This window comes from Streptomyces sp. NPDC040589, assembly GCF_055594445.1.
Genome location: NZ_JBVIWP010000003.1, coordinates 42,722 through 63,308 on the forward strand (window position 1 = coordinate 42,722; position 20,587 = coordinate 63,308).

Genomic DNA, 20,587 nt, shown 5'->3' on the forward strand with positions numbered 1-20,587 from the left:
TGGGGGAAGGGTCTGGGGCATGCGCCGAATGTTCCCGCCCCACGCGTGCTCTGACCCCGGGTCACCTCATCGGGTCAGTCGCAGAGCGCCCTCTCCGCCGTCGCGGGCCAGCGCGCGAACCGGAACCCCGTCCGCTCGACGGACCCCGTGAGGTTCCGCCAGAACCGTTCGGCGGTGAGCGGGGCGCGCACCGACTGCTTCAGTTCGGCCAGTTCGCCGCAGTCCAGCGCGGCCCGGGCCGCCACGACCGTCTCCAGCGAGGCCCCGGCACGCAGCAGATCCCGCTCCGGCGGATGCTGAGCCGCCCACTCCGCGAAGACCCAGTGGTTGCGCAGGAACTTCTCGTGCCCGGGCCAGCTCCACCGCTCCAGCGCGAGATGCGCGCCGACGGGACTGGCCAGCCCCCAGGCGTCGTTGACGTAGACGTCGAGCGGCGCCGCGGCTCCCGTGACGCCGAGATGACGGCCCACGATCACCACGTGGTACCGGGAGCCCGGCCGCATCGGCGTCGAGTGCAGCCGCCGCCCGGCGTCGAAGTACAGCAGCGTCGGCCCCGGCGCGCGCACGGCCTGCGCCAGCATGCCGCGCCCCTCCGGCAGGGCGGGCCAGTTGGCCACCCAGGTGCCGGTGCGCACCGGGTTGTGGTCGCCGAGGGCCTCCACGTCGGAGCTGCGCACATTGAAGGAACCCGGCGTGTCGCGCACGTCGAACGGCGTCCGCAGCGGGCTGACCGCAGCGCACAGCCACACCAGCAGCAGCGCGCTCGCCACGCCGGTGAATCGGTTCGCCGGCACGACCAGCACCGGCAGGAGCAGCAGCAGAAGGGCGGGCAGGATCATGCGCGCGTGCATGTAGTCCCCGCCGACGCGGATGACGTACGCGGACAGCAGCAGGCCCGCGACCAGTGGAGCCAGCACCACCGCGAGCGAGGTCCGCCCGGGGGCGCGGTACCGCCGTTCCCGGCGCGTGCGCCGCACCAGCAGGACGGCCAGCGCGCCGAGCACGGGGACGACGGGCCACAGCCAGTAGGGCCCGAGCGTCTCCTGTACGTATCCGGCGCCCCGGCTCCAGTCGCTGGCGCCCGCCTCCTTGGCGATGGCGGGCAGCGGCACCAGGATCCCGTAGTACCCCGCCCGGAAGACCTCGTACGCCAGCGGCAGCGCTCCCGCCGAGGCCAGCATGACGGCGGTGCCCCGCCGGGAGGGACGCAGCACCCACCACTGCGCCGCCAGGAAACACGCCGTGACCACCGCGAGATCCGGTCGCACCAGCGGACCCAGCCCGAACACGAAGGCGGCCGTGTACATCGGCCGGGCCTCCTGCCCGCGCCGCGTGCGCGTCAGCAGCCACCACGACAGGCCGGTCCAGAAGGCGCCCAGGCCGCTCTCCAGGCCCGAGGTCATGTACGACCAGAACGGCGGCACGGCCAGCAGCACGCACACACCCGCCGGGAGCAGCAGCCGGGCGCCCCGGTGCAGCCGGCACGAGGCGTACAGGGCGAGCCCGAACCCGGCGGCGCTCAGCAGCAGCCCGAGCCCCACCGCGAGGAACGCGGGATCCTCGCCGGTGACCCAGGCGGCGAGCGCGAGCAGCCACTGCCACAGGGTGCCGGTCGAACTCTCCGCCCGCTCTCCCACGTTGAACACGGGCCCGTTGCCCGCCAGGATCTGCCGGACCGGTCGCAGATAGATCAGCCCGTCGTCGCAGATCCAGCGCCGCCGGTAGCCCAGCACGAACAGGACCGCGGTGGGCACGGCGACCAGCGCCGCGTGCCACCAGTGCACCGGCCGCGGCCGCTCGGCGGCCGGCGGCCGGGCCGAGGCGGCCCGCTGGCCGGGCAGGGAGGGGACGGCCTCGGGGGTCGCGGGTGTTCTCATCGCTCGACCAGCGCCTCGGACCTGGCACCGGCACCCGCGGTCCGGCGGGCCGCGGGCAGCGGCGCAGCGCCCCGTCCGCTCAGCATCAGCAGACGTACGACCCGCTCGGCCGCCTGCCCGTCCTCGAACTCGCAGTACCGCTCCCGGAAGCCCGCCCGCAGCCGCTCCGACTCCCTGTCCTGCCAGGTGCCGGACGCGAACAGCCAGGCCAGCTCCCGGTAGGAGCGCGACACATGCCCCGGTGCGTCGGCCGTGATGTCGAAGTAGGCGCCCCGGCTGGCCGCGAACGCGCCCCAGTCGTCGGCGTGGACCACGATCGGCCGGTCGAGGAGGGCGTAGTCGAACATCAGGGCCGAGTAGTCGGTGACCAGCGCGTCGGAGGCGAGCAGCACGTCCTCGACGTGCTGCTCGTCGGTCGCGTCCACGAGCACGCCCCGCCGGTGCAGCTCGGCCAGCCCCAGGCCGCGCGCCACGCCCCCGGCCAGCGAGGGGTGCAGCCGGACGACGAGGGTGTGGCCGGGGCCCAGGTCCTCGGCGAACCGGGCCGGGTCGAACCGGTCGACATGGCCGCCCTTGCGGTAGTCGCGCCGGGTCGGCGCGTACAGCACGACCGTGTGACCGGCGGGGATGCCGAGCCGCTCGCGCACCTCCGCGCCCCGCTCAGCGTCCGCGCCGACCAGGACGTCGTTGCGCGGACTGCCGGTCCGCAGCGAGGCGAAGTGGCACGGGTAGGCCCGCTCCCAGGCCCGCTCCGCGTGCAGACCCGCGACCAGGCTGTAGTCCCAGCGGTCGGCCCGGCGCAGCATCTGCGGCACGTCGAAGCCGTGCCGGGCGCCCGGTTTGGTCAGCAGGTCGGCGCCCATGTACTTGAGCGGGGTGCCCTGGTGGGTGTGGATGTGGACGCTGCCGGGCCGTTTGGCCAGGGTGCCGGGCCAGTTGACGTTGTTCACCCAGTACGTGGCCCGCGCCATGACCTCGTGGTAGCGCCGCGAGCCCGGTGTCACATGGTCGATGCCGGGCGGCAGCGCGTCCACCGCGTCCTCCCGGACCACCCACACGCCCCGGATGTGCGGGGCGATCTCGCGCGCCTTGGCGTGGATCGCGGCCGGGTCGCCGGACACGCCACGGTGATGGGTCGCCGAGTAGACGGCGAGCTGCGGATCGAGCGGGCGCTTCGACTGGGCCGCGTACCAGGTGCGCAGAGCGGTCCCCGACGCCTTCCGCACCACCCGCCGCTTCCTGCCCAGGGCACTCGCGCGCAGGTCCCGCAGACCCCGCACCGCCGCGTACGACGCGTAGGGCGCCGAGGCGAGCAGCCGCATCTCGACCCCGCGCCAGCCGTCCGGCTCCGGGAAGCCGCCCTCGGGGAGGTGACGGCGGTGGAAGGAGCGGATCTCGCGGTAGAAGTCGCCCCGGTCCGCGGGCCGCACCCGGTCCTCACGGGCCAGCACGAACAGCATGTGGTCCAGCGCCCGCTCCAGCAGCGGCGGACGCGCCCAGTCGAGGTCGGGGCGCTGCTCCAGGAACGCGAACAGGCCCTCGTACTGCGCGAAGATCTCGAAGTGCCGCCGCCCCGGGGTCTTGGTGATCGCGCCCTGCCTGCGCTGCCGGTACTCGACCCCGATCCGGCCCAGACAGGCGATGCGGTCCGCCAGCACCATCGACCGGTAGGTGACCGGCGCGTCCTCGTAGAGCCCCGGCGCGTACTCCAGGCCGTGCTCCTGGAGGAAGGCGCGCCGGTAGGCCTTGTTCCAGGCGACCAGGAACAGCTTCAGGTACTGCGGGCTCTCCCGGACGCAGAACGTCTCCGTGCCCGCCGCGGCCAGCAGGTCCGCCGCCTCACTGCGCCCGCCCCGGCCCCACCAGTAGGTGCGCACGTGGTCGAAGACCAGGATGTCCGGGTCGCCGGTCGCCTCGAGACGCGCGGCGACGGCGGCCAGCAGACCCGGCGTGTAGCGGTCGTCGCTGTCGAGGAACAGGACGTAGTCGCCGGCCGCCCGCTCCCGTCCGGCGTTGCGGGCCCGGCCCAGGCCGACGTTCTCGGGCAGGTGCAGCACCCGCACCCGGGCGTCGCGGGCGGCGTACTCGTCGAGGATCGCGCCGCTGCCGTCGGGGGAGCGGTCGTCCACGGCGATCACCTCGAAGTCGCCGTACGACTGGGAGAGCACCGAGTCGAGACACTCGCGCAGGAAGCCCTGCACCTTGTAGACGGGGACGATGATGCTGAAGCGGGGCACTTCTTCGGTCAGCTCCTTACGAGGGTGGCGGCGGGGGCCGGGACGCGCTCCGCGAGCGGGATCACGGGCGGGATCGACTCGGGCGGCTCTCCCAGCAGCACCCGGCGTACGACGCGCTCGGCGGCCCGCCCGTCGTCGAACTGGCAGAAGCGCTCCCGGAACGCGGCACGCAGGGCCGTCGCGGACTCGTCCGCGTAGCCGCCGTCGACGAAGGCCGCCGCCAGCTCCTCGGGCGTACGGGCGACCCGGCCGGGCGGGGTCTCCATCAGGTCGAAGTAGACGCCCCGGGTCTCCCGGTAGACGTCCCAGTCGTCGGCGTACACGACGATCGGGCGGTCCAGGTTGGCGTAGTCGAACATGATCGACGAGTAGTCGGTGATCAGCGCGTCGGCGGCCAGGCACACGTCCTCGGAGGACCGATGCCCCGTGACGTCGATGATCCGGTCGCCGCCCCGGCCGGGCCCCCGGTCGTAGAAGTAGTGGGCGCGCAGCAGCACCACGTAGTCGTCGCCGATCGCCTCGCAGAACTCGGCCAGGTCCAGGCCGGACGCGAAGCCGGTGGCGTAGTCGCGGTGCGTGGGGGCGTAGAGGATCGCCTTCTTGTCCTCGGGGACCCCGAGTTCCTTGCGGACGCGGGCGACGTCCTCGGCGGACGCCGTGTAGTAGACGTCGTTGCGCGGATAGCCGTACTCGAGGGTCTCGTGCGCTCCGGGGAACGCCTTCTCCCACATTTCGGTGGAGTGCCGGTTGGAGGTGAGGTTGTAGTCCCAGCGGTCCATCCGGGCCAGCAGCCTGGCGAAGCTCCCCGTCGCCGCGGCCACCACGGGATACGTCGCCTGGTCGGCGCCCATGGTCTTCAGCGGGGTCCCGTGCTGGGTCTGGAGATGCGTGCTGCCGGGGCGTTTGACCACGGCGTCCGCGAAGTTGGCGTTGTTGACCAGGTACCGGGCGCGGGCCAGCGCCTCCCAGTACTTCCGGCTGCCGATCACCGCGTACTCCACGTCCTTCGGCAGGCCGTCCACCGCGTCCGGCTCCACCAGGAACACCGAGCGCAGGTGCGGGGCGAGTAGGCGGGCCTTGGCGTGGATCGCGGCCGGGTTGCAGGCGTAGCCGCGGCCCCAGTACGCGCAGTACACGGCGAGGTTCCTGTCCAAGGGGAGGCGCAGGTTCGCCGCGTAGCGCAGGCGGGTGCGCAGCCCCCGGGGGCGCGGGAGCAGCGCGGCGGCCCGCAGCGCCCTCCGGTTGGCGGCGCGCAGGATGCGGAACGCCGCGTACGAACCGGCCGCGAGGAGCCGGTGCTGGACGCCGAGACTGCCGCCGGGCGCCCGGTAGCCGGTGGGGCGGTGCCGCCGGTAGAGCGCGCCCGCCCGGCGGAAGAAGGCGCGGCGCCCGGCCGGCAGCCGCCGGGGGTGGGCGGCCGTCTTCAGTACGGCGGCGAAGAGCTGCGTGAACAGCGGCTTCAGCCGGTCCGCCGACAGCCCCTGCTCCGCGGCCCGGGTCAGCACCAGCTCGGCCTGGTCGAGCAGCTCGGCATGGTGCTCGCCCGGAAGGTTCAGCCGGTTGCCCTGCCGGCGCAGCAGGTGCCGGACGACGACCGTGCGCAGGGCCGCCACCCGCTCCGCCCGCAGGGCGACCAGAGCGCCGAACCCGATGTCGGTGAAGTGGCCCTCGGGGAAGGTGATGTCCCGCTCGGTGAGGAAGGCCCGGCGGTAGACCGCGCTCCACGCCGGGAGCGTCACGCCCGTCAGCTCCGGGGCCCGGTCGGGGGCGAAGACCCCGTCCGGCGCCCTGGCCAGGAGGGGCGCGGCCGGGTTGGCCGGCTCGCCCTCCCACCAGGGGGCGCGCTCGTGCTCGACGTACAGCACGTCGACGTCGCCCACCGTGCTCAGCCGGGCGTCCAGCGCCGCCAGTGCCCCCGGGACCAGGACGTCGTCGCCGTCGAGGAACAGCACATGGCCGCCGACCGCAGCCCGCAGCCCGGTGTTGCGCGCCCCGGCCAGACCGGCCGACGGCGGGGAGTGCACCGGCGTCACCCGGGAGTCCCGCTCGGCGTACCCGGCGACGACATCGGCCGCCGGCGCGTCGGGTGCGTCGCACACCGGGATCAGCTCGAAGTCGCCGAACGACTGGGCGAGGACCGAGTCCAGCGCCAGGGACAGCCGGCCCGCGACCCCATGGGACGGGACGACGATGCTGAAGCGGGGCATTCTGCTCTTTCTGTCGAGGGTCTTCGAGGGTCTACGGGGATCTTCGAGGGGCTTCGAGGCTCTTCAGAGGTGGTCGGTGACGTTCGGGGGACCGGCCGGTCGCGGCACCGTGGCGAGCGGCTCGCGCGTCAGCGAGGCCGCCGCCGACGGCACCGGACGGCGCTCGTCGAGCGGGACGACCGGCGGCAGCTCCGACTCCCCGAGAACGACGCGGCGGACGACCCGCTCGGCGGCCCGTCCGTCGTCGTAGGTGCAGAACCGCTCGCGGAACGCCGCGCGCAGCTGGGTCGAGCGGGAGCCCCGCCAGTGGCCGGTGGCGAAGATGTCGATCAGCTCGTCCTCGCCGCGTGCCAGGGCGCCCGGCGGGGAGGCGCGCAGGTCGAAGTAGGTGCCGCGGGCCGCCTCGTACGCCTCCCAGTCGTCGGCGTGGATCACGATCGGCCGGTCCAGGTTGGCGTAGTCGAACATCAGCGACGAGTAGTCCGTGACCAGGGCGTCCGAGGCCAGGCAGAGGGACTCCACGCTCGGGTGGTCGCTGACGTCGACGACCCGGCCGCGGGTGGTGGTCAGCGGGGCGCCGTAGGCGTGGTGGGCGCGGGCCAGGACGACGAAGCGCGGGCCCAGGCGGCGCACGATCCGCTGGAGGTCGAGGGTGCGGTGCTGGGAGCGGCGGTAGTCGCGGTGGGTCGGCGCGTAGAGGATCGCCACCGTGCCCTCCCGGATGCCCAGCGAGGCGCGCAGCCGGGCCACGTCCGCCGCGGTCGCCGTCCGGAACACGTCGTTGCGGGGGTAGCCGTACTCCAGCGTGGTGTAGCGGCCGGGGTGGACGCGCTCCTGGGTCAGGGTGGTGTGGCGGTTGGCGGACAGCACGTAGTCCCACTGGTCGACGCCCTTGAGCAGCCGGGCGAAGTCCCTGCCGCGGGCGGCCGCCGGGCGTTCCTGCAGGTCCAGGCCGATGTGCCCCAGCGGGGTGCCCTGCCCGGTCTGGATCAGGATCTGGCCCCGGCGCTTGACCAGGCGGTGGTCGAAGTCGGTGTTGCTGACCAGGTACCGGGAACGGGCGAGCGCCGTCCAGTAGGCGGCCGTGCCGGGGACGAGACAGCGCGGGCCCGGCGGGCTGGCGTGGTGGTGCTCCGGACGGGCGATCCATGCCGTGCGGATGTGCGGCGCGAGGCCGCGGATCGTGGACTCCAGCGCGCCCGGGTTGCAGCCGTGGCCGCGGCCGTCGTAGGCGGCGAAGACGGCACGGTCGGAGCGCACGGGGAGGCAGCGCTGGACGCCGTAGTGGACCCTGAGCGCGGCGGTCCGCAGACCGTGCAGCAGCTTTCCTGCGGTCCTTGCGGTGGCGCGGTGCAGGGCCGACGCCAGTTGCAGCGTGCGGTAGGTGCGGTGCAGGCCGAAGCGGATCAGGGTGTGGTGCACCCGGGCGCGCAGGGAGGTGGGCGGGAGCGGGGTGCGGTAGCGGCGGTAGTGGGTGCGGGCCCGGCGCAGGAAGCTTGCCCGTGAGCCGCGCGGCAGCCTGTCCCGCCGGGAGTACACGATCGCCAGGTGGTGGACCATGCGGCGGAACAACGCCGGCCGCCACCGGTTCAGTTCGGGGCGCTCCTCGAGATACGCGAACACCCGGTCGTACTGGTCGAAGACGTCGAAGTGCCGCTCGCTGGTGGTGCGCAGGATGCTGCCCATCCGCCGCTGGCGGTAGTGCACGCAGACGCGGTCGAGGGTCGCGATCGACTCGGCCGTCATCAGCACCGGGTACGTCCACGGCGCGTCCTCGTAGTAGCCGGGCGGGAAGACGAACCCCTTCTGCTCGACGAACTCCCGCCGGTAGGCCTTGTTCCAGGCGACCATCAGCAGCTTCAGCAGACCCGGCCGGTCCTCCAGGCGGAACGGGGCCGGGCCCTCCTCGGCGAGCAGCAGGGCCGCCTGGTTGCGGACCGCCTCGCCCGTCCAGTACGTGCGCGCGTAGTCGAAGACCAGGACGTCCGGCTCGCCGGTCTCCTTCAGCCGGTCGGCGATGGAGCGCAGCGCGTCCGGCGTGAGGGTGTCGTCGCTGTCGAGGAACAGCAGATAGTCGCCGCTGGCGTGCGCCACGCCGGCGTTGCGGGCGGGGCCCAGGCCGACGTTCTCGGGCAGATGGACGGGCTGTACACGCGCGTCGCGGGCGGCGAACTCGTCGATGATCGCGCCGCACGCGTCCGGCGAGCAGTCGTCGACGACGATCAGTTCCAGATCGGGACAGGACTGGGAGAGCACCGACTCCAGGCACTCGTGCAGGTACGCCTGAACCTGGTACGCGGGGACAATGACACTGAACCTGGGCAAGAGGCATCCATCGGTCGGCGCGGGCGTTCGGCCCGGGAACGGCCGGGAAGGCCACTTGGTTACGGCGGCTACGTCATCCGGGGGAATGCGGAAGGGACGGACCACCACGGGTCCGTCCCTCCGACTCCCTTGCCGCTACGGCTATTTGACCGCCCCGGCCATCACGCCGGACACGAACTGCCGCTGGAACGCGAAGAAGACGGCCAGCGGGACCACCATCGAGATGAACGCGCCGGGTGCCAGCACGTCGATGTTGTTGCCGAACTGCCGTACCTGCGTCTGGAGCGCGACCGTGATCGGCTGGCTCCCGGAGTCCGAGAAGATCAGCGCGACCAGCATGTCGTTCCACACCCACAGGAACTGGAAGATGCCGAGGGCGGCGATCGCCGGGCCGCCGAGCGGCAGCACGACTCGGAAGAACAGCCGCAGTTCGCCCGCCCCGTCCAGGCGTGCCGCCTCCAGCAGCTCTCTCGGGATCTCCGCGAAGAAGTTCCGCAGCAGGAACACCGCGAACGGCAGACCGAATCCGACGTGGAAGAGCACCACGCCGAGCACCGAGCCGAAGATGCCGATGTTGCCGAAGAGTTCGGCGATCGGGATCAGCGCGACCTGCACCGGTACGACCAACAGGCCGACCACGGCCAGGAACCACCAGTCCCGCCCCGGGAACTCCATCCACGCGAAGGCGTAGCCCGCCAGCGAGCCGATGATCACGACCAGCAGGGTCGCCGGGACGGTGATCCACACCGTGTTCAGCAGGGAACCGGTGATGTCGTCGTTCTCCAGCAGCTTCGCGTAGCTGTCGAAGGTGATCTGCGAGGGCTCCGTGAACACCTTCCACCAGCCGCTCGCCGCGATGTCCTCCGGCGAGCGGAGACTGGCCAGCAGCAGACCGATCGTCGGCACCAGCCAGAACAGGCCGACGAGGATGAGGAACACCCTCACCAGCCCACCGCTGACGCTCTCGGCGAGCCGGGACCCCAGCGACTGCTTCGCCTTCATCGCCGCACCTCCCGCCTCAGCCGCCTTACGTTGAACCACATCACCGGGATCACGAGCAGCAGCAGGAACACCGAGATGGCGCTGGCGATACCGGGCTGGTCCTCGGAGAAGCCCTTGCGGTACAGCTCCAGGGCCAGGACGTTCGCGTCGTCCTGGGAGGAGCCCGGGGCGATGATGAAGACCAGGTCGAAGACCTTCAGCACATTGATCATCAGGGTGACCGTGACGACCGCGAGGACCGGCGCCAGCAGCGGCACCGTGACCCGTCTGAACACCTGCCACTCACTCGCGCCGTCGACCCGGGCGGCCTCCAGCAGTTCCCGGGGCACGCTCGCGAGCCCGGCCGCGATCAGCACCATCGCGAAGCCCGCCCACATCCAGATGTACGAGCCGATGATGGACGGGGTGACCAGGGACGGGCCGAGCCAGTCCAGGCCGTTGTACGGCTCCTTGAAGTTGCTTGCCGGAAGCCTCAGTTGGGCCCCGTCCGCCGAGGCCGGCAGCGTGAAGGTGCCGTCGTCGGCCGCCGTCGCCGACGCCACCACCCTGCCGTCCTTCACCGCCTCGACCTTCATGCCGGCGTAGCCCAGCTCGGCCGCGTCGACCCCGCCCAGCGTGCCCACGCCCTTGCCCCGCGTGAAGTCCTGCCAGGTCGTACCGGTGATCTTGTCCGGCTCGGGCTTCGGCGCCACCGCGCCCTTCGCGCCGTCGGGCATCAGATCGGGCGCCACACCCACCAGGGGCAGCGAGACGGTCTCGCCCGCGCGGACGGGCGACTTGGTGATGAACGCGCCGCCGCCGGCCGGCTCCAGCGGCGATTGTCGGCCCGGGTGGGCCTTCGGGAACGCCGACGCCTGGGCGAACGTGTCGTGCACGCCCACCCACACCGCGTTCGCCACGCCCTTGTCCGGATCCTGGTCGTACACCAGGCGGAAGATGATGCCCGCCGCCAGCATCGAGATCGCCATCGGCATGAAGACGACCAGCTTGAACGCCGTACCCCAGCGCACCCGTTCGGTCAGCACCGCGAAGACCAGGCCGAGCGCCGTCGCGACCGTCGGCGCGAACACCACCCAGAACACGTTGTTCTTCAGCGCGGTGCGGATGCCCTCGTCGGTGAAGAGGGCCTTGTAGTTGTCTATCCCGGCGAAGCTCTCGCCGGGCTGGTCGTAGAAGCTGCGCACGACCGAGTACCCGATCGGGTACACCACGAGCGCGCCGAGCAGGACGAGCGCGGGCAGCAGGAACAGCGCCACGACGGTCCTGCGGGTGCCGGTCACGCTCTTGCGCGTCTTGGGAGCGGCAGGGGGCCCGTTGCCCCCTGCCGCCGTGGCCGACGTCATGACATCAGTCTCCGTAGGCCGCGGCCGCTTCGGCCTCCAGCTTCGCCTGGGTACCCGCGATGTCCTTCGGGTTCTTCAGGAAGTCCTGCAGGATCTTCCACTCACCCTTGCCCGGTGTGCCGCCGAAGGCCTGCGGGGCCTGGTCGGACATGTCGAAGCGGAAGTCGTCACCGGCGCCGATGAGCGCCTTGGCGATCTTCTGCTGCACCGCGTTCGGGTACGCGGAGTTCGGCACGTTCTTGTTCGGCGAGAGGTAGCCGCCCAGCTTGGCCTGGATCTGTGCCGCGTCGGGTGAGGCGAGCCAGGTGGCCAGGGCCTGCGCCCCCTTCGAGTCCTCCAGGATCACGGCCGCGTCGCCGCCCGAGACCACCGGCCCGTTGTCACCGACCGCCGGGAACGGGAACACCTTCGCGTCCGTACCGACCTTCATGCTCGAGGGGATGTTGACCTGCGCGAAGTCGCCCGCGGCGGCCATGGCGGCCTTGGGCTGGTCCCCGCCGGTGAAGACCTGGGTGACGGAGGCCGGGAAGTCGGTCTGCAACGCCCCCTTCGCCCCGCCCGCGATGTAGTCCGGCTTGCCCCAGACCTGCGCGAGCGTGGTCAGCGCGTCCTTCACGGACGAGTCCGTCCACTTGATCTTGTGCTGGGCCAGCTGGTCGTACTTCTCCGGACCCGCCTGGGAGAGGTACACGTTCTCGAACCAGTCGGTCAGCGTCCAGCCCTCGGCGCCGCCGACGGAGAACGGGGTGACGCCGGAGTCGTAGACCGTCTGCGCGGTGTTGAGCAGATCCGGCCAGGTCTCGGGCTCGCTGGCCCCCGCGTTCTCGAAGACCTGGTTGTTGTACCAGATCAGGGACTTGTTGGCGGCCTTGTAGTAGACGCCGTACTGCTTGCCGCCCACCTTGCCGATGTCCTGCCAGCCCTGCGAGTAGTTCTCGCCGAGCTCCTTGAGGGCGTCGGCGCCCAGCGGCTTGGCCCAGCCCCGGTCGACGGCCTGTTTGATGGCGCCCGGCTGCGGCAGCATCGCGATGTCCGGCGGCTGCCCGCCGGCCACCTTCGAGCCGATGAAGTTGATGATCGGGTCCTGGGCGGGCACGAACGTGACCTTGGCGCCCGTGCGCTTCTCGAACTCCGCCAGGACCTTCTTGAAGTTGGCCTGTTCCGTGCCGCTCCACACGGCGGCGATCTCCAGGCTCGTCCCGTCCAGCTTCGGCAGGGTGACGTTGTCGGCGGTCTCCTCGGCGGTGCCCTGGCTTCCACCGCCGCTGTCGCCGTCGCCTCCGCAGGCGGTGAGCGAGAGCGCGAGCGCTCCCGCGGCGACGGCGGCCGCGGCCTTGGCTGCTCTGCGGTGCTGGAGGGTCGCCTTGTCCTGCTTGGGCGACCAGCGTGTCCGGATGGTGCTGCTCGTCATGCGCATGACTGCCCCGTTCTTCGTTCCTCGTCGAACGTCGAGCGCGCTCCCGTGCGGTCTGGTCTACGCCCGGGTGTGCGGGGGCGGCAAGATGGCGTCGGCTGTCAAGCGGGGGATCGTGACCCCCTCGTGACCAGGGACTGAACCTCTGAATCCACGGGCGGGGTCGGCTTCCGGCCAGTGCCATGTACGCGTGCTGACGACTGCCACCGGGATTCATTTCGCAGTGCTCCGGCCTTCAGGTCGGGGGTGAAGCGGATCTGGAGAAAGGCTCGAAGAACCGCGAAAAGGCCCGCCTGAAGGTCGCCCGCGCCCATGCCAAGGTCACCGACGCCCGTCGCGAGTTCCACCACCAGCTCTCCACGAAGCTGATCTCCGAGAACCAAGGGATCGCCGTGGAGGACCTGTCGGTGACCGCACTGGCCCGCACCAGGCTGGCCAAGTCCGTGCACGACGCCGGATGGTCCTCGTTCCTCAGCATGCTGGAGTACAAAGCGACCCGCTACGGCCGCACCCTGGTCAAGATCGGCCGGTTCGAGCCGACCTCCCAGACCTGCTCCACCTGCGGCGTCAAGGACGGGCCCAAAGCCCTGAACGTGCGGGAGTGGACCGCCACGGATTCCCGACCGGACCCCATGCCGCCTAGCGGCACCGCACCCGGTCGAGAAGGCCAGAATCCTCGCCCTTCAGGGCGAGGAGCATGTCAAAGAAGGGACGGCACCTCTGCCGCCGAGACCTCTTTCGCTGCCCTTTCCAGCGCGCTGGCCAACAGTGCCAGGTCGGTCGGGCCGTTTCCGAGTTCCCGCACCGGGCGCCGGGCCGGAGGGTCACCCATGCGGTGCCATTCCAGCGGTACGACCGTGGGGCGCAGGGTCGCCGTCCGGGGGATACGGCCGGTGACCCGCCCGCCCTGGAGCGGCGTGACCCGCCCGTCCGCGCAGGTCAGGCTGCCCCGGCCGGGCGCGGGCTCGTCCGGACCCGGTGCCGGGGCGTCGAGCTTGACGCGCAGGGTGGCGCGGCGGGCCGGTTCCGTCTCCGCCGTACGGGGGCAGGGGCCGGAGGCCGTCACCAGGTGGACACCCAGTCGCTCGCCCTCCCGGGCCACGGCTTCCAGCGCGCGCATCACCGAGCCGGCGGCGGGCCGCCCGGTCGAGCCGAGCGCGGGGGAGACCAGGGCGTCCAGATCGTCGACGACCACGACGAGCCGGGGCAGCGGCGAGGCCGCCTCCGTCTGCCGCCGGGCCGCTCCGGGCCGCAGCCGCATGGTCGAGCTGGACGGGGAGTCGAGATCCCCGGCACCGGGCCCGGCGGCGGCTTCGCCCCGGTCGCCGCCCCGGGCCGTGGCGGTGCGCTGGGCGACCATACGGCCCGACAGCTCGCGACCGCTGTGCCACTCGGCGAAGTCGGACCGGCCCAGCAGCTCGGCGCGCCGCTTCAGCTCGGCGCTCAGTGACTGCGCGAACTCCCGCATCCGGACCGGGTCGTGGGCCGAGAGATGCGTGGTGACGTGCGGCACGTCCGTACACACCCGCAGCCCCTCGCCGTGCCCGCCGCCCGAGCCGGGGCCGGGGCCGCCCCGGCCGTCGACCAGCACGATGCCCAGGCGGTCCGGCCGCTCGGCGGCGGCCAGGGACGCGACGACCGCCCGCAGCAGCTCGGTGCGGCCGCTGCCCGGCGGGCCCTCGATCAGCAGATGCGGTCCCTGGGCCGCGAGATCCGCGCCGACCGGGCCGCGCGGCCCGGCGCCCAGCACCGCCCGCACCCGACCGCCCAGCGCGTCCGCGTCGTCGGCCGCGTCCGCCCAGCGCGCCATCAGCGACGCCGGGGTGGCCCGGGCCAGGCCCAGCTCGTCCAGCAGCCGGGCCGCCTGGGGCAGCGGCGCGGAGACGCGCGGCTGCCGCTCGCTCGTCGCGGCGTCCGTCCGCAGGGGCGCCAGCGCCCGCGCGAAGCGCTCGGCCCAGGCGGGGGAGACCGCGTCCACGGTGGCGACCGTGCCGTGACCGGCCGGTGCGGAGCCCGCTCCGGCCCGGGCCACGCGCATCAGCCGCAGCGCCGTCGCCACGTCCCCGCTGAGCAGCGCGACCGCGCCGCACTGCCGGAACGTCGGCGACACCGCGCAGGCCGCCTCGTAGGTCTCCGTCACCGGCGAGGCCGGGGAGGCGGCGGGGGTCTCGGCCAGGCACACCACGTGTATCCCGGCCTGCGGGCCCTCCGCCGCCAGCCGCGCCACGGCCTCGCGCAGATCGGCCCCGCCGGGGTCGCCGTCCACGACGAGCACGGTGAACGGGCCGGGGAAGGGGACGGAAGCGTCCGTACTAGGGGTGTCGTCGGGGGCCGGGTGGCCGGTGACGGGGTCGGCGCCCCCCGCGCCCGCCTCCGCCAGCTGGTCCTCCAGGCGGCGGAGGAGCTCGTCGGTGCGGGCCGCGGCCTGTTCCCGGTCGTGGGCGAGGAGCAGCCGGCAGTCCTGGCCGTGCCCGGGACGGACATGCGGCAGCCAGCCCAGCCAGGACCACTCGGCGGTGCGCTCCTCCAGAGGGCGGGAGCGGTCCGCGGCGATCAGAACGATCTCCAGCATGTCGGGGGAGTGCAACGCGGCGAGCTGGGCCAGCAGGGCACGGGCCAGCCCGCCGAGCCGCGCCCGCGGCCCGGCGAGACCCAGCGCACCGGCCTCGCGCAGCCCGGCGGTCACCGGCACCGCGGGCAGCAGGCCCGAGCCGTCCGGCACCGCCCGGTCGGCCGTGCCGAGGCGCACCGCGAGCGCTTCCGGGTGGCCAGGACCGCGCTCCCAGAGCCGGGGCCCCGGACCCAGGGCCGTCAGCAGCAGTGTGGCCGGATCCGGCCAGGTCTCCGGCGCCGCCGGCACGACGGCCGAGCGCTCCGCCGCCTCACCGGCCGGCTCGTCCCCGTACGTCTCGCGCGGGTCCGGCCCCTGCTCGCCGCGCCCGCCGGCCAGCCGCCGGGCCCACGCCCCGAGCCCGCCCCGCCTGCGGGGCCCCTGCGGTATGTCGGTCCCCCGGAGGGGCGTGCCCTTCCGCCCCCGCCCGGAAGGTTCGTCCGGGAAGCCGGCCGGAGTGCCCTGACCCGGGCTGCCATCGGAGCGAGCGTCTCGGCCCGTGTGCGGGGAACCGGCCGGGTCGCCCGGACGCGGGCCGCCCCCGGAGCGGGCCCCCCGTCCCGTCCCGGCAGCCGCGGAAGCCGGCCCGTCGACGGTTCCGGCACCAGGGCCGGTGCCGTACGCCCCACCGGTGCCGTCTGCCCTGCCGGTGCCGTACGCCCCACCAGTGCCGTCAGCCCCGCCGGCGGGGTACGCCCCACCGGTGCCGTCAGCCCCGTCGGCGGCGTACGCCCCACCGCCCGGGTACGCCCCGCCACCGGCGAATCCCCCGCCCGGCGCCCCCGCTCCGAAGCGCCCCGCGTGGGTGTCGCCGTCGCCGAGGCCCGCCTGCGACGACGCGTCGCGCTGCCGGGAGGCGTGGGCCGGGCCGTCCGGGGACATGGGCGACGAGCCCTCGGCGGCGCCGCGCTGCCGGGGCGGCCGGGCCACGCCGTCCGGTGAGGACGGGCGCGTCCCTTCACGGGCGGAGGCGCGCGAGGTGTCGTCGGGGAAACCGGCGGAACCTCCCGGGGCCCGTGAGACACGCCGCCCACGCCCACCGGCGCCCGGCCTGCCCTCCGCGGCCCCCGGGTATGTCCCACGTCCAGCCGGCCCAGGCCCCTCCGCAGCCGCCCCCGCACCCCTGCTCTCGACCCGAGGTGCCCCGCCCTGCCCCGGCACCACGGCCGGGTCGCCGGAGCCCCGCCCGGCAGTACTCGGTGTGCTCCAGGCCGCCGAGCCGTAGGCGTGCCGCGTGGGACCGGATGGCCCGGCCGGCGTCGGGTTCGTCGCGTGCGGGTGGGCCGCCGAGCCGTCGTCCCCGGCAGGGCCCGGCACGCGCACGTGGCCCTCCCCGTCCGGCGTCGTGCCGACCCGGGCGCCCGGGCCTCCGGCGGGAGCCAGCCGCAGGGCCGACTCGCCGATCCGCAGCAGCGCCCCGGGCACGAACCGGACCGCGCGGCCGCTCACCGGCCGGCCGTCCAGCGTCGTGCCGTTCGTGGAGTCCAGGTCGGCGACCGCGACGCGGCCGTCGGCCCCCACGGTCACCGCGCAGTGCAGCCGCGAGACGTCCGGGTCGTCGAGGGGTACGTCGGCGTCGGCGGAGCGGCCGACGCGGATCTCGCCGCCGTGCAGCAGATGGACGCCGCCGGCGTCGGGGCCGGCGACCACCTGGAGCTGGGCCGGGGCGTCGTCCAGCTCGGGGTGCGGCTCCGGCTCGCCCGGCGCGCCCACGGACAGCACCGCGCCGTCGGTCAGCGGGGGCTCGCCGAGCGTGCAGCGCTGGGCGTCGAGCCGCTGCTCCCCGGCGTACAGCACCACCGTGCCCGAGCCGTCGCCGCCGGAGACCACCTGGGCGAGCCCCGAGGCCACCGCCGCGAGTGCCGTACCGGCGGGCGCCGTCACCAGCACGTCGCTGCGTGGGGCACGGCCCTGCGCCGGCGCCGACGGGCCCAGCGGGTCTACGACGGTCAGCCGGATCTGCATCGCCGTCAGCGGTCCCTTCTGCCCGGGCGCGGAGTCCCCCACCCCGCCCCAGCACGTCGGCCAATACTGCAGGCATCCTCGCACCTGCCACTGACACCGCGCCCCTCGCTCGGGAAAAGGTGATCTTGATTGGTCGGCTCTGCCCGCAAAAGTGCCTGAGAGATGACCCACAGGCGACCTCTTGAGATCAGTCACGTTCGTTATCAGCAACCACAAGACCGAGGTGAGCGTCTTCGCTTCGAACGGATGTGAGAGCGGCTACGTAAGACCCACAGAAAGCCGACACCCCGGTCCCCGGCATGGCGGCACTACAGTGGGTCGGACACAGGCCAGCAGGCAAGGCAAGCAGCAGGGAGCGCATGACGTGCGGCCGGTAGGCAGCAAGTACCTGCTCGAGGAGCCGCTCGGACGCGGCGCCACGGGCACCGTCTGGCGAGCCCGCCAGCGCGAGACCGCGGGCGCCGAGGCGGCCGTGCCGGGACAGCCCGGCGAGACCGTCGCCATCAAGGTCCTCAAGGAGGAGCTGGCGAACGACGCGGACGTCGTGATGCGGTTCCTCCGGGAGCGCTCCGTCCTGCTCCGGCTGACCCACCCGAACATCGTCCGGGTCCGTGACCTGGTGGTCGAGGGCGATCTGCTGGCCCTGGTCATGGACCTCGTCGAGGGCCCCGACCTGCACCGCTACCTGCGCGAGAACGGCCCCTTCAGCCCCGTCGCCGCGGCCCTGCTCACCGCCCAGATCGCCGACGCGCTCGCGGCCAGTCACGCCGACGGCGTCGTCCACCGCGACCTCAAGCCGGCGAACGTCCTGCTCCAGCAGTACGACGGCCGGATGCACCCGCTGCTGACCGACTTCGGCATCGCCCGCCTCGCCGACTCCCCGGGCCTGACCCGCACCCAGGAGTTCGTCGGCACCCCGGCGTACGTCGCGCCCGAGGGCGCCGAGGGCCGTCCGCAGACCTCCGCCGTGGACATCTACGGCGCCGGCATCCTGATGTACGAGCTGGTCACCGGCCGTCCGCCGTTCGCCGGCGGCTCCGCCCTGGAGGTGCTGCACCAGCACCTGAGCGCCGAGCCGCGCCGCCCCTCCACGGTCCCGGACCCGCTGTGGACGGTCATCGAGCGCTGTCTGCGCAAGAACCCGGACGAGCGGCCCAGCGCCGAGAACCTCGCCCGCGGCCTGCGCGTCGTCGCCGAGGGCATCGGCGTGCACGCCAACTCCGCGCAGATCGCCGCCGCCGAGGGCGTCGGCATGCTCCTGGCGCCCGACCCGGCGCCCGCGCCCGTACCGGACATGTCCGGCGAGGCCGACCCCACCCAGGTCCTCCCGCAGGGCGCGGGTTCGTACGACCCGAACGCGGCGACCAGCTTCATGCCGCAGACCGGCGGCCCGGCCGGTGCCGGCGACCCCACCTCGGTCCTGCCCCACCGGGGCGCGGCCGACCCGACCGCCGTCATGCCACCGGTCCCGCCGGGATCGCCCGGCCACCCCGGCCAGCAGGGCCAGGGCGGCGGGCCCGAGGACCCGCACCCCTGGCAGAACCAGCTGCGGGCCGCCCGCGACCGCAACGAGCAGACGCAGGTCCAGAACTACCTCGACCCGGGTCAGGACCCGCTGCGCCGCCGCCCCCAGCGCCAGGTCGCCCGGCCGCAGCAGCCTCCGCAGCGAGGCCCCCAGCCCGGACCCGGCTACGGCCATCCGCAGCAGCAGCCCCAGCAGTACGCCCCGCAGCATCAGGCCCAGCAGCCGCAGCGCTACGCACCGCCCCCGCCGCCTCCTCAGCCGCAGCAGCCCCAGCAGCCGCAGCGCGAGCCCCGGCAGCCGCGGCAGCGCAGCGCCAACCCGATGCGGATCCCCGGGCTCGGCTGCCTGAAGGGCTGCCTCTTCACGATCGTCATCCTGTTCGTCGCCGGCTGGCTGATCTGGGAACTGAGCCCGCTCCAGGAGTGGATCGGCACCGGCAAGGGCTACTGGGACCAGCTCACCGACTGGTTCGGCACGGTGACCGGCTGGATCGAGAAGCTCGGCGGGAGTTCGGGCGGGAACTGACCCGAACCGGCATGCGGGGTTGGTGATTTGTCGACACCTGGCGGGTGATTTCCGCCCGGGCGGTGAAGGTTGGCTCTTCCTGCGCGTAGTTTTAGCGACAACACGCGTCGGTAGGAGCAGCCTTGGCACGGAAGATCGGCAGCCGGTACACCGCCCACCAGATCCTGGGGCGGGGCAGCGCCGGCACGGTGTGGCTGGGCGAGGGTCCCGAGGGCCCGGTCGCCGTCAAGCTGCTGCGCGAGGACCTCGCGTCCGACCAGGAACTCGTCGGACGCTTCGTGCAGGAGCGGACGGCGCTGCTCGGCCTGGAGCACCCGCACGTCGTGTCGGTGCGCGACCTGGTGGTGGACGGCAACGACCTGGCGCTGGTCATGGACCTCGTCCGCGGTACGGATCTGCGGACCCGGCTGGAGCGGGAACGCCGGCTGCCGCCCGAGGCGGCCGTGGCGATCGCGGCCGACATCGCCGACGGGCTGGCGGCCGCGCACGCGGCGGGCGTCGTGCACCGGGACGTGAAGCCGGAGAACGTGCTCCTGGACATGCGGGGCCCGCTCGGCCCCGGCGGCTCCCACCGCGCGCTGCTGACCGACTTCGGCGTGGCGAAGCTCATCGACACCCCGCGCCGGACCAAGGCCACGAAGATCATCGGCACGCCGGACTACCTCGCCCCGGAGATAGTCGAGGGCCTTCCCCCGCGCGCGTCGGTCGACATCTACGCGCTCGCCACGGTGCTGTACGAGCTGCTCGCGGGCTTCACCCCGTTCGGCGGCGGCCATCCGGGCGCGGTCCTGCGCCGGCACGTCACGGAGACGGTCGTCCCGCTGCCCGGCATCCCCGACGAGCTGTGGCAACTGCTCGTGCAGTGCCTGGCCAAGGCGCCGGCCTCGCGGCTGCGGGCCTCGGAGCTCGGGGCGCGGCTGCGGGAGCTGCTGCCGATGCTGGCGGGCATGCCGCCGCTGGAGGTGGACGAGCCCGACCCGGAGGCCGCGGAGGAGGACGACCGCGAGGAGCAGCCGGCCGGACCGGCCCCGGCCGGGGAGCGGGTCCGGCGGCGCGGCGCGGTCCCTCTCGTCCCGGGTGCGAAACCGGCCGACTCCAACCGCGACACCCACACCTCGATGCGCGTCCCCGCCCCCGACGAACTGGCAGGCGGCGCCCACGGCACGGCCCGCGCCCCGCGCACCAGTGGCACCCCACGGCCCGGCTCGGCCCGCAACCGTGCCGCCGCCCGACGCCGCCGCGTGGCACTGGGAGCGGCCGCGATCGCCCTGGCGGCCGCGATCGGCGTCGGCGCGTGGCTGTCCACCTCGGACGACGACACGAGCCCCCCTCCCCAGGACACGAGGAACTCGGCCCCGCAGTCGCCCTGACTCGACCCGGGGAGCGGCACGGACCGATGACGCCGGGGGCCGGAGCCGGGCGACCGATGGCACCGCGCCGCCGCCGGGCACCGAGGGCTCGGCTCCGCGGACTTCCGGACCGCGCCGGGGAACAGCGTGGGCTGATGGCGCTGGTGGTCCCGTCCGGGGGGCCCGGTCGGCGGTGCCGGGTGGCCG

The 20,587-nt window shown here is 73.7% G+C and carries 10 protein-coding genes and 1 pseudogene; 3 read left to right on the plus strand and 8 right to left on the minus strand.

Annotated features, from left to right (window positions below; genetic code table 11):
- Positions 1 to 74: 74 nt before the first annotated feature.
- The 7 genes from ACZ58V_RS12740 to ACZ58V_RS12770 form a co-directional block, all read right to left on the minus strand.
- The gene (locus tag ACZ58V_RS12740; RefSeq protein WP_471290000.1) at positions 75 to 1,877 is read right to left on the minus strand and encodes an arabinofuranosyltransferase AftB family protein; all 1,803 of its coding nucleotides are present in this window, start codon (positions 1,875 to 1,877) and stop codon (positions 75 to 77) included.
- Positions 1,874 to 4,114 (minus strand): bifunctional glycosyltransferase/CDP-glycerol:glycerophosphate glycerophosphotransferase, encoded by a 2,241-nt coding sequence (locus tag ACZ58V_RS12745; RefSeq protein ID WP_471290001.1) that lies wholly within the window; start codon positions 4,112 to 4,114, stop codon positions 1,874 to 1,876. Before ACZ58V_RS12745 ends, ACZ58V_RS12740 begins: the two co-directional genes overlap by 4 nt.
- Positions 4,115 to 4,122: 8 nt before the next feature.
- Positions 4,123 to 6,321, minus strand: a complete 2,199-nt coding sequence (locus ACZ58V_RS12750) for a bifunctional glycosyltransferase/CDP-glycerol:glycerophosphate glycerophosphotransferase (protein WP_471290003.1) — start codon at positions 6,319 to 6,321, stop codon at positions 4,123 to 4,125.
- Positions 6,322 to 6,384: 63 nt separating this feature from the next.
- Positions 6,385 to 8,646 carry a bifunctional glycosyltransferase/CDP-glycerol:glycerophosphate glycerophosphotransferase gene (locus ACZ58V_RS12755; protein ID WP_471290004.1) on the minus strand — a complete coding sequence of 754 codons (2,262 nt, stop codon included), beginning with the start codon at positions 8,644 to 8,646 and terminating at the stop codon, positions 6,385 to 6,387.
- A gap of 141 nt (positions 8,647 to 8,787) precedes the next feature.
- Positions 8,788 to 9,648, minus strand: a complete 861-nt coding sequence (locus ACZ58V_RS12760) for a carbohydrate ABC transporter permease (RefSeq protein WP_468190428.1) — start codon at positions 9,646 to 9,648, stop codon at positions 8,788 to 8,790.
- Positions 9,645 to 10,991 carry a carbohydrate ABC transporter permease gene (locus ACZ58V_RS12765; RefSeq protein WP_468190427.1) on the minus strand — a complete coding sequence of 449 codons (1,347 nt, stop codon included), beginning with the start codon at positions 10,989 to 10,991 and terminating at the stop codon, positions 9,645 to 9,647. Before ACZ58V_RS12765 ends, ACZ58V_RS12760 begins: the two co-directional genes overlap by 4 nt.
- 4 nt (positions 10,992 to 10,995) lie before the next feature.
- Positions 10,996 to 12,408: an ABC transporter substrate-binding protein gene (locus ACZ58V_RS12770; RefSeq protein WP_468190425.1), complete on the minus strand. Its 1,413-nt coding sequence runs from the start codon at positions 12,406 to 12,408 to the stop codon at positions 10,996 to 10,998.
- A gap of 257 nt (positions 12,409 to 12,665) precedes the next feature.
- On the opposite strand from ACZ58V_RS12770, the pseudogene ACZ58V_RS12775 reads away from it, so the two are divergent.
- Positions 12,666 to 13,019, plus strand: a pseudogene (locus tag ACZ58V_RS12775) (RNA-guided endonuclease InsQ/TnpB family protein); the annotation flags it as partial.
- An 86-nt stretch (positions 13,020 to 13,105) separates the two neighbouring features.
- On the opposite strand, the gene ACZ58V_RS12780 reads toward ACZ58V_RS12775, so the two are convergent.
- A complete protein-coding gene (locus ACZ58V_RS12780) occupies positions 13,106 to 16,981 on the minus strand; it encodes an FtsK/SpoIIIE domain-containing protein (RefSeq protein ID WP_471290680.1) in 3,876 nt (1,291 codons plus the stop codon).
- A gap of 364 nt (positions 16,982 to 17,345) precedes the next feature.
- On the opposite strand from ACZ58V_RS12780, the gene ACZ58V_RS12785 reads away from it, so the two are divergent.
- Together ACZ58V_RS12785 and ACZ58V_RS12790 are read left to right on the plus strand one after the other, a co-directional pair.
- Positions 17,346 to 19,031, plus strand: a complete 1,686-nt coding sequence (locus ACZ58V_RS12785) for a serine/threonine-protein kinase (protein ID WP_468190421.1) — start codon at positions 17,346 to 17,348, stop codon at positions 19,029 to 19,031.
- A 122-nt stretch (positions 19,032 to 19,153) separates the two neighbouring features.
- Complete coding sequence (locus ACZ58V_RS12790) at positions 19,154 to 20,401, plus strand: serine/threonine-protein kinase (RefSeq protein WP_468190419.1); 1,248 nt, start codon at positions 19,154 to 19,156, stop codon at positions 20,399 to 20,401.
- Positions 20,402 to 20,587: the final 186 nt, after the last annotated feature.

Bases quoted from the DNA above. Each gene is read 5' to 3' on its own strand.
- ACZ58V_RS12740 (WP_471290000.1), bottom strand. From the start codon at position 1,877: ATGAGAACACCCGCGACCCCCGAGGCCGTCCCCTCCCTGCCCGGCCAG.
- ACZ58V_RS12750 (WP_471290003.1), bottom strand. From the start codon at position 6,321: ATGCCCCGCTTCAGCATCGTCGTCCCGTCCCATGGGGTCGCGGGCCGG.
- ACZ58V_RS12760 (WP_468190428.1), bottom strand. From the start codon at position 9,648: ATGAAGGCGAAGCAGTCGCTGGGGTCCCGGCTCGCCGAGAGCGTCAGC.
- ACZ58V_RS12765 (WP_468190427.1), bottom strand. From the start codon at position 10,991: ATGACGTCGGCCACGGCGGCAGGGGGCAACGGGCCCCCTGCCGCTCCC.
- ACZ58V_RS12770 (WP_468190425.1), bottom strand. From the start codon at position 12,408: ATGCGCATGACGAGCAGCACCATCCGGACACGCTGGTCGCCCAAGCAG.
- ACZ58V_RS12780 (WP_471290680.1), bottom strand. From the start codon at position 16,981: ATGCAGATCCGGCTGACCGTCGTAGACCCGCTGGGCCCGTCGGCGCCG.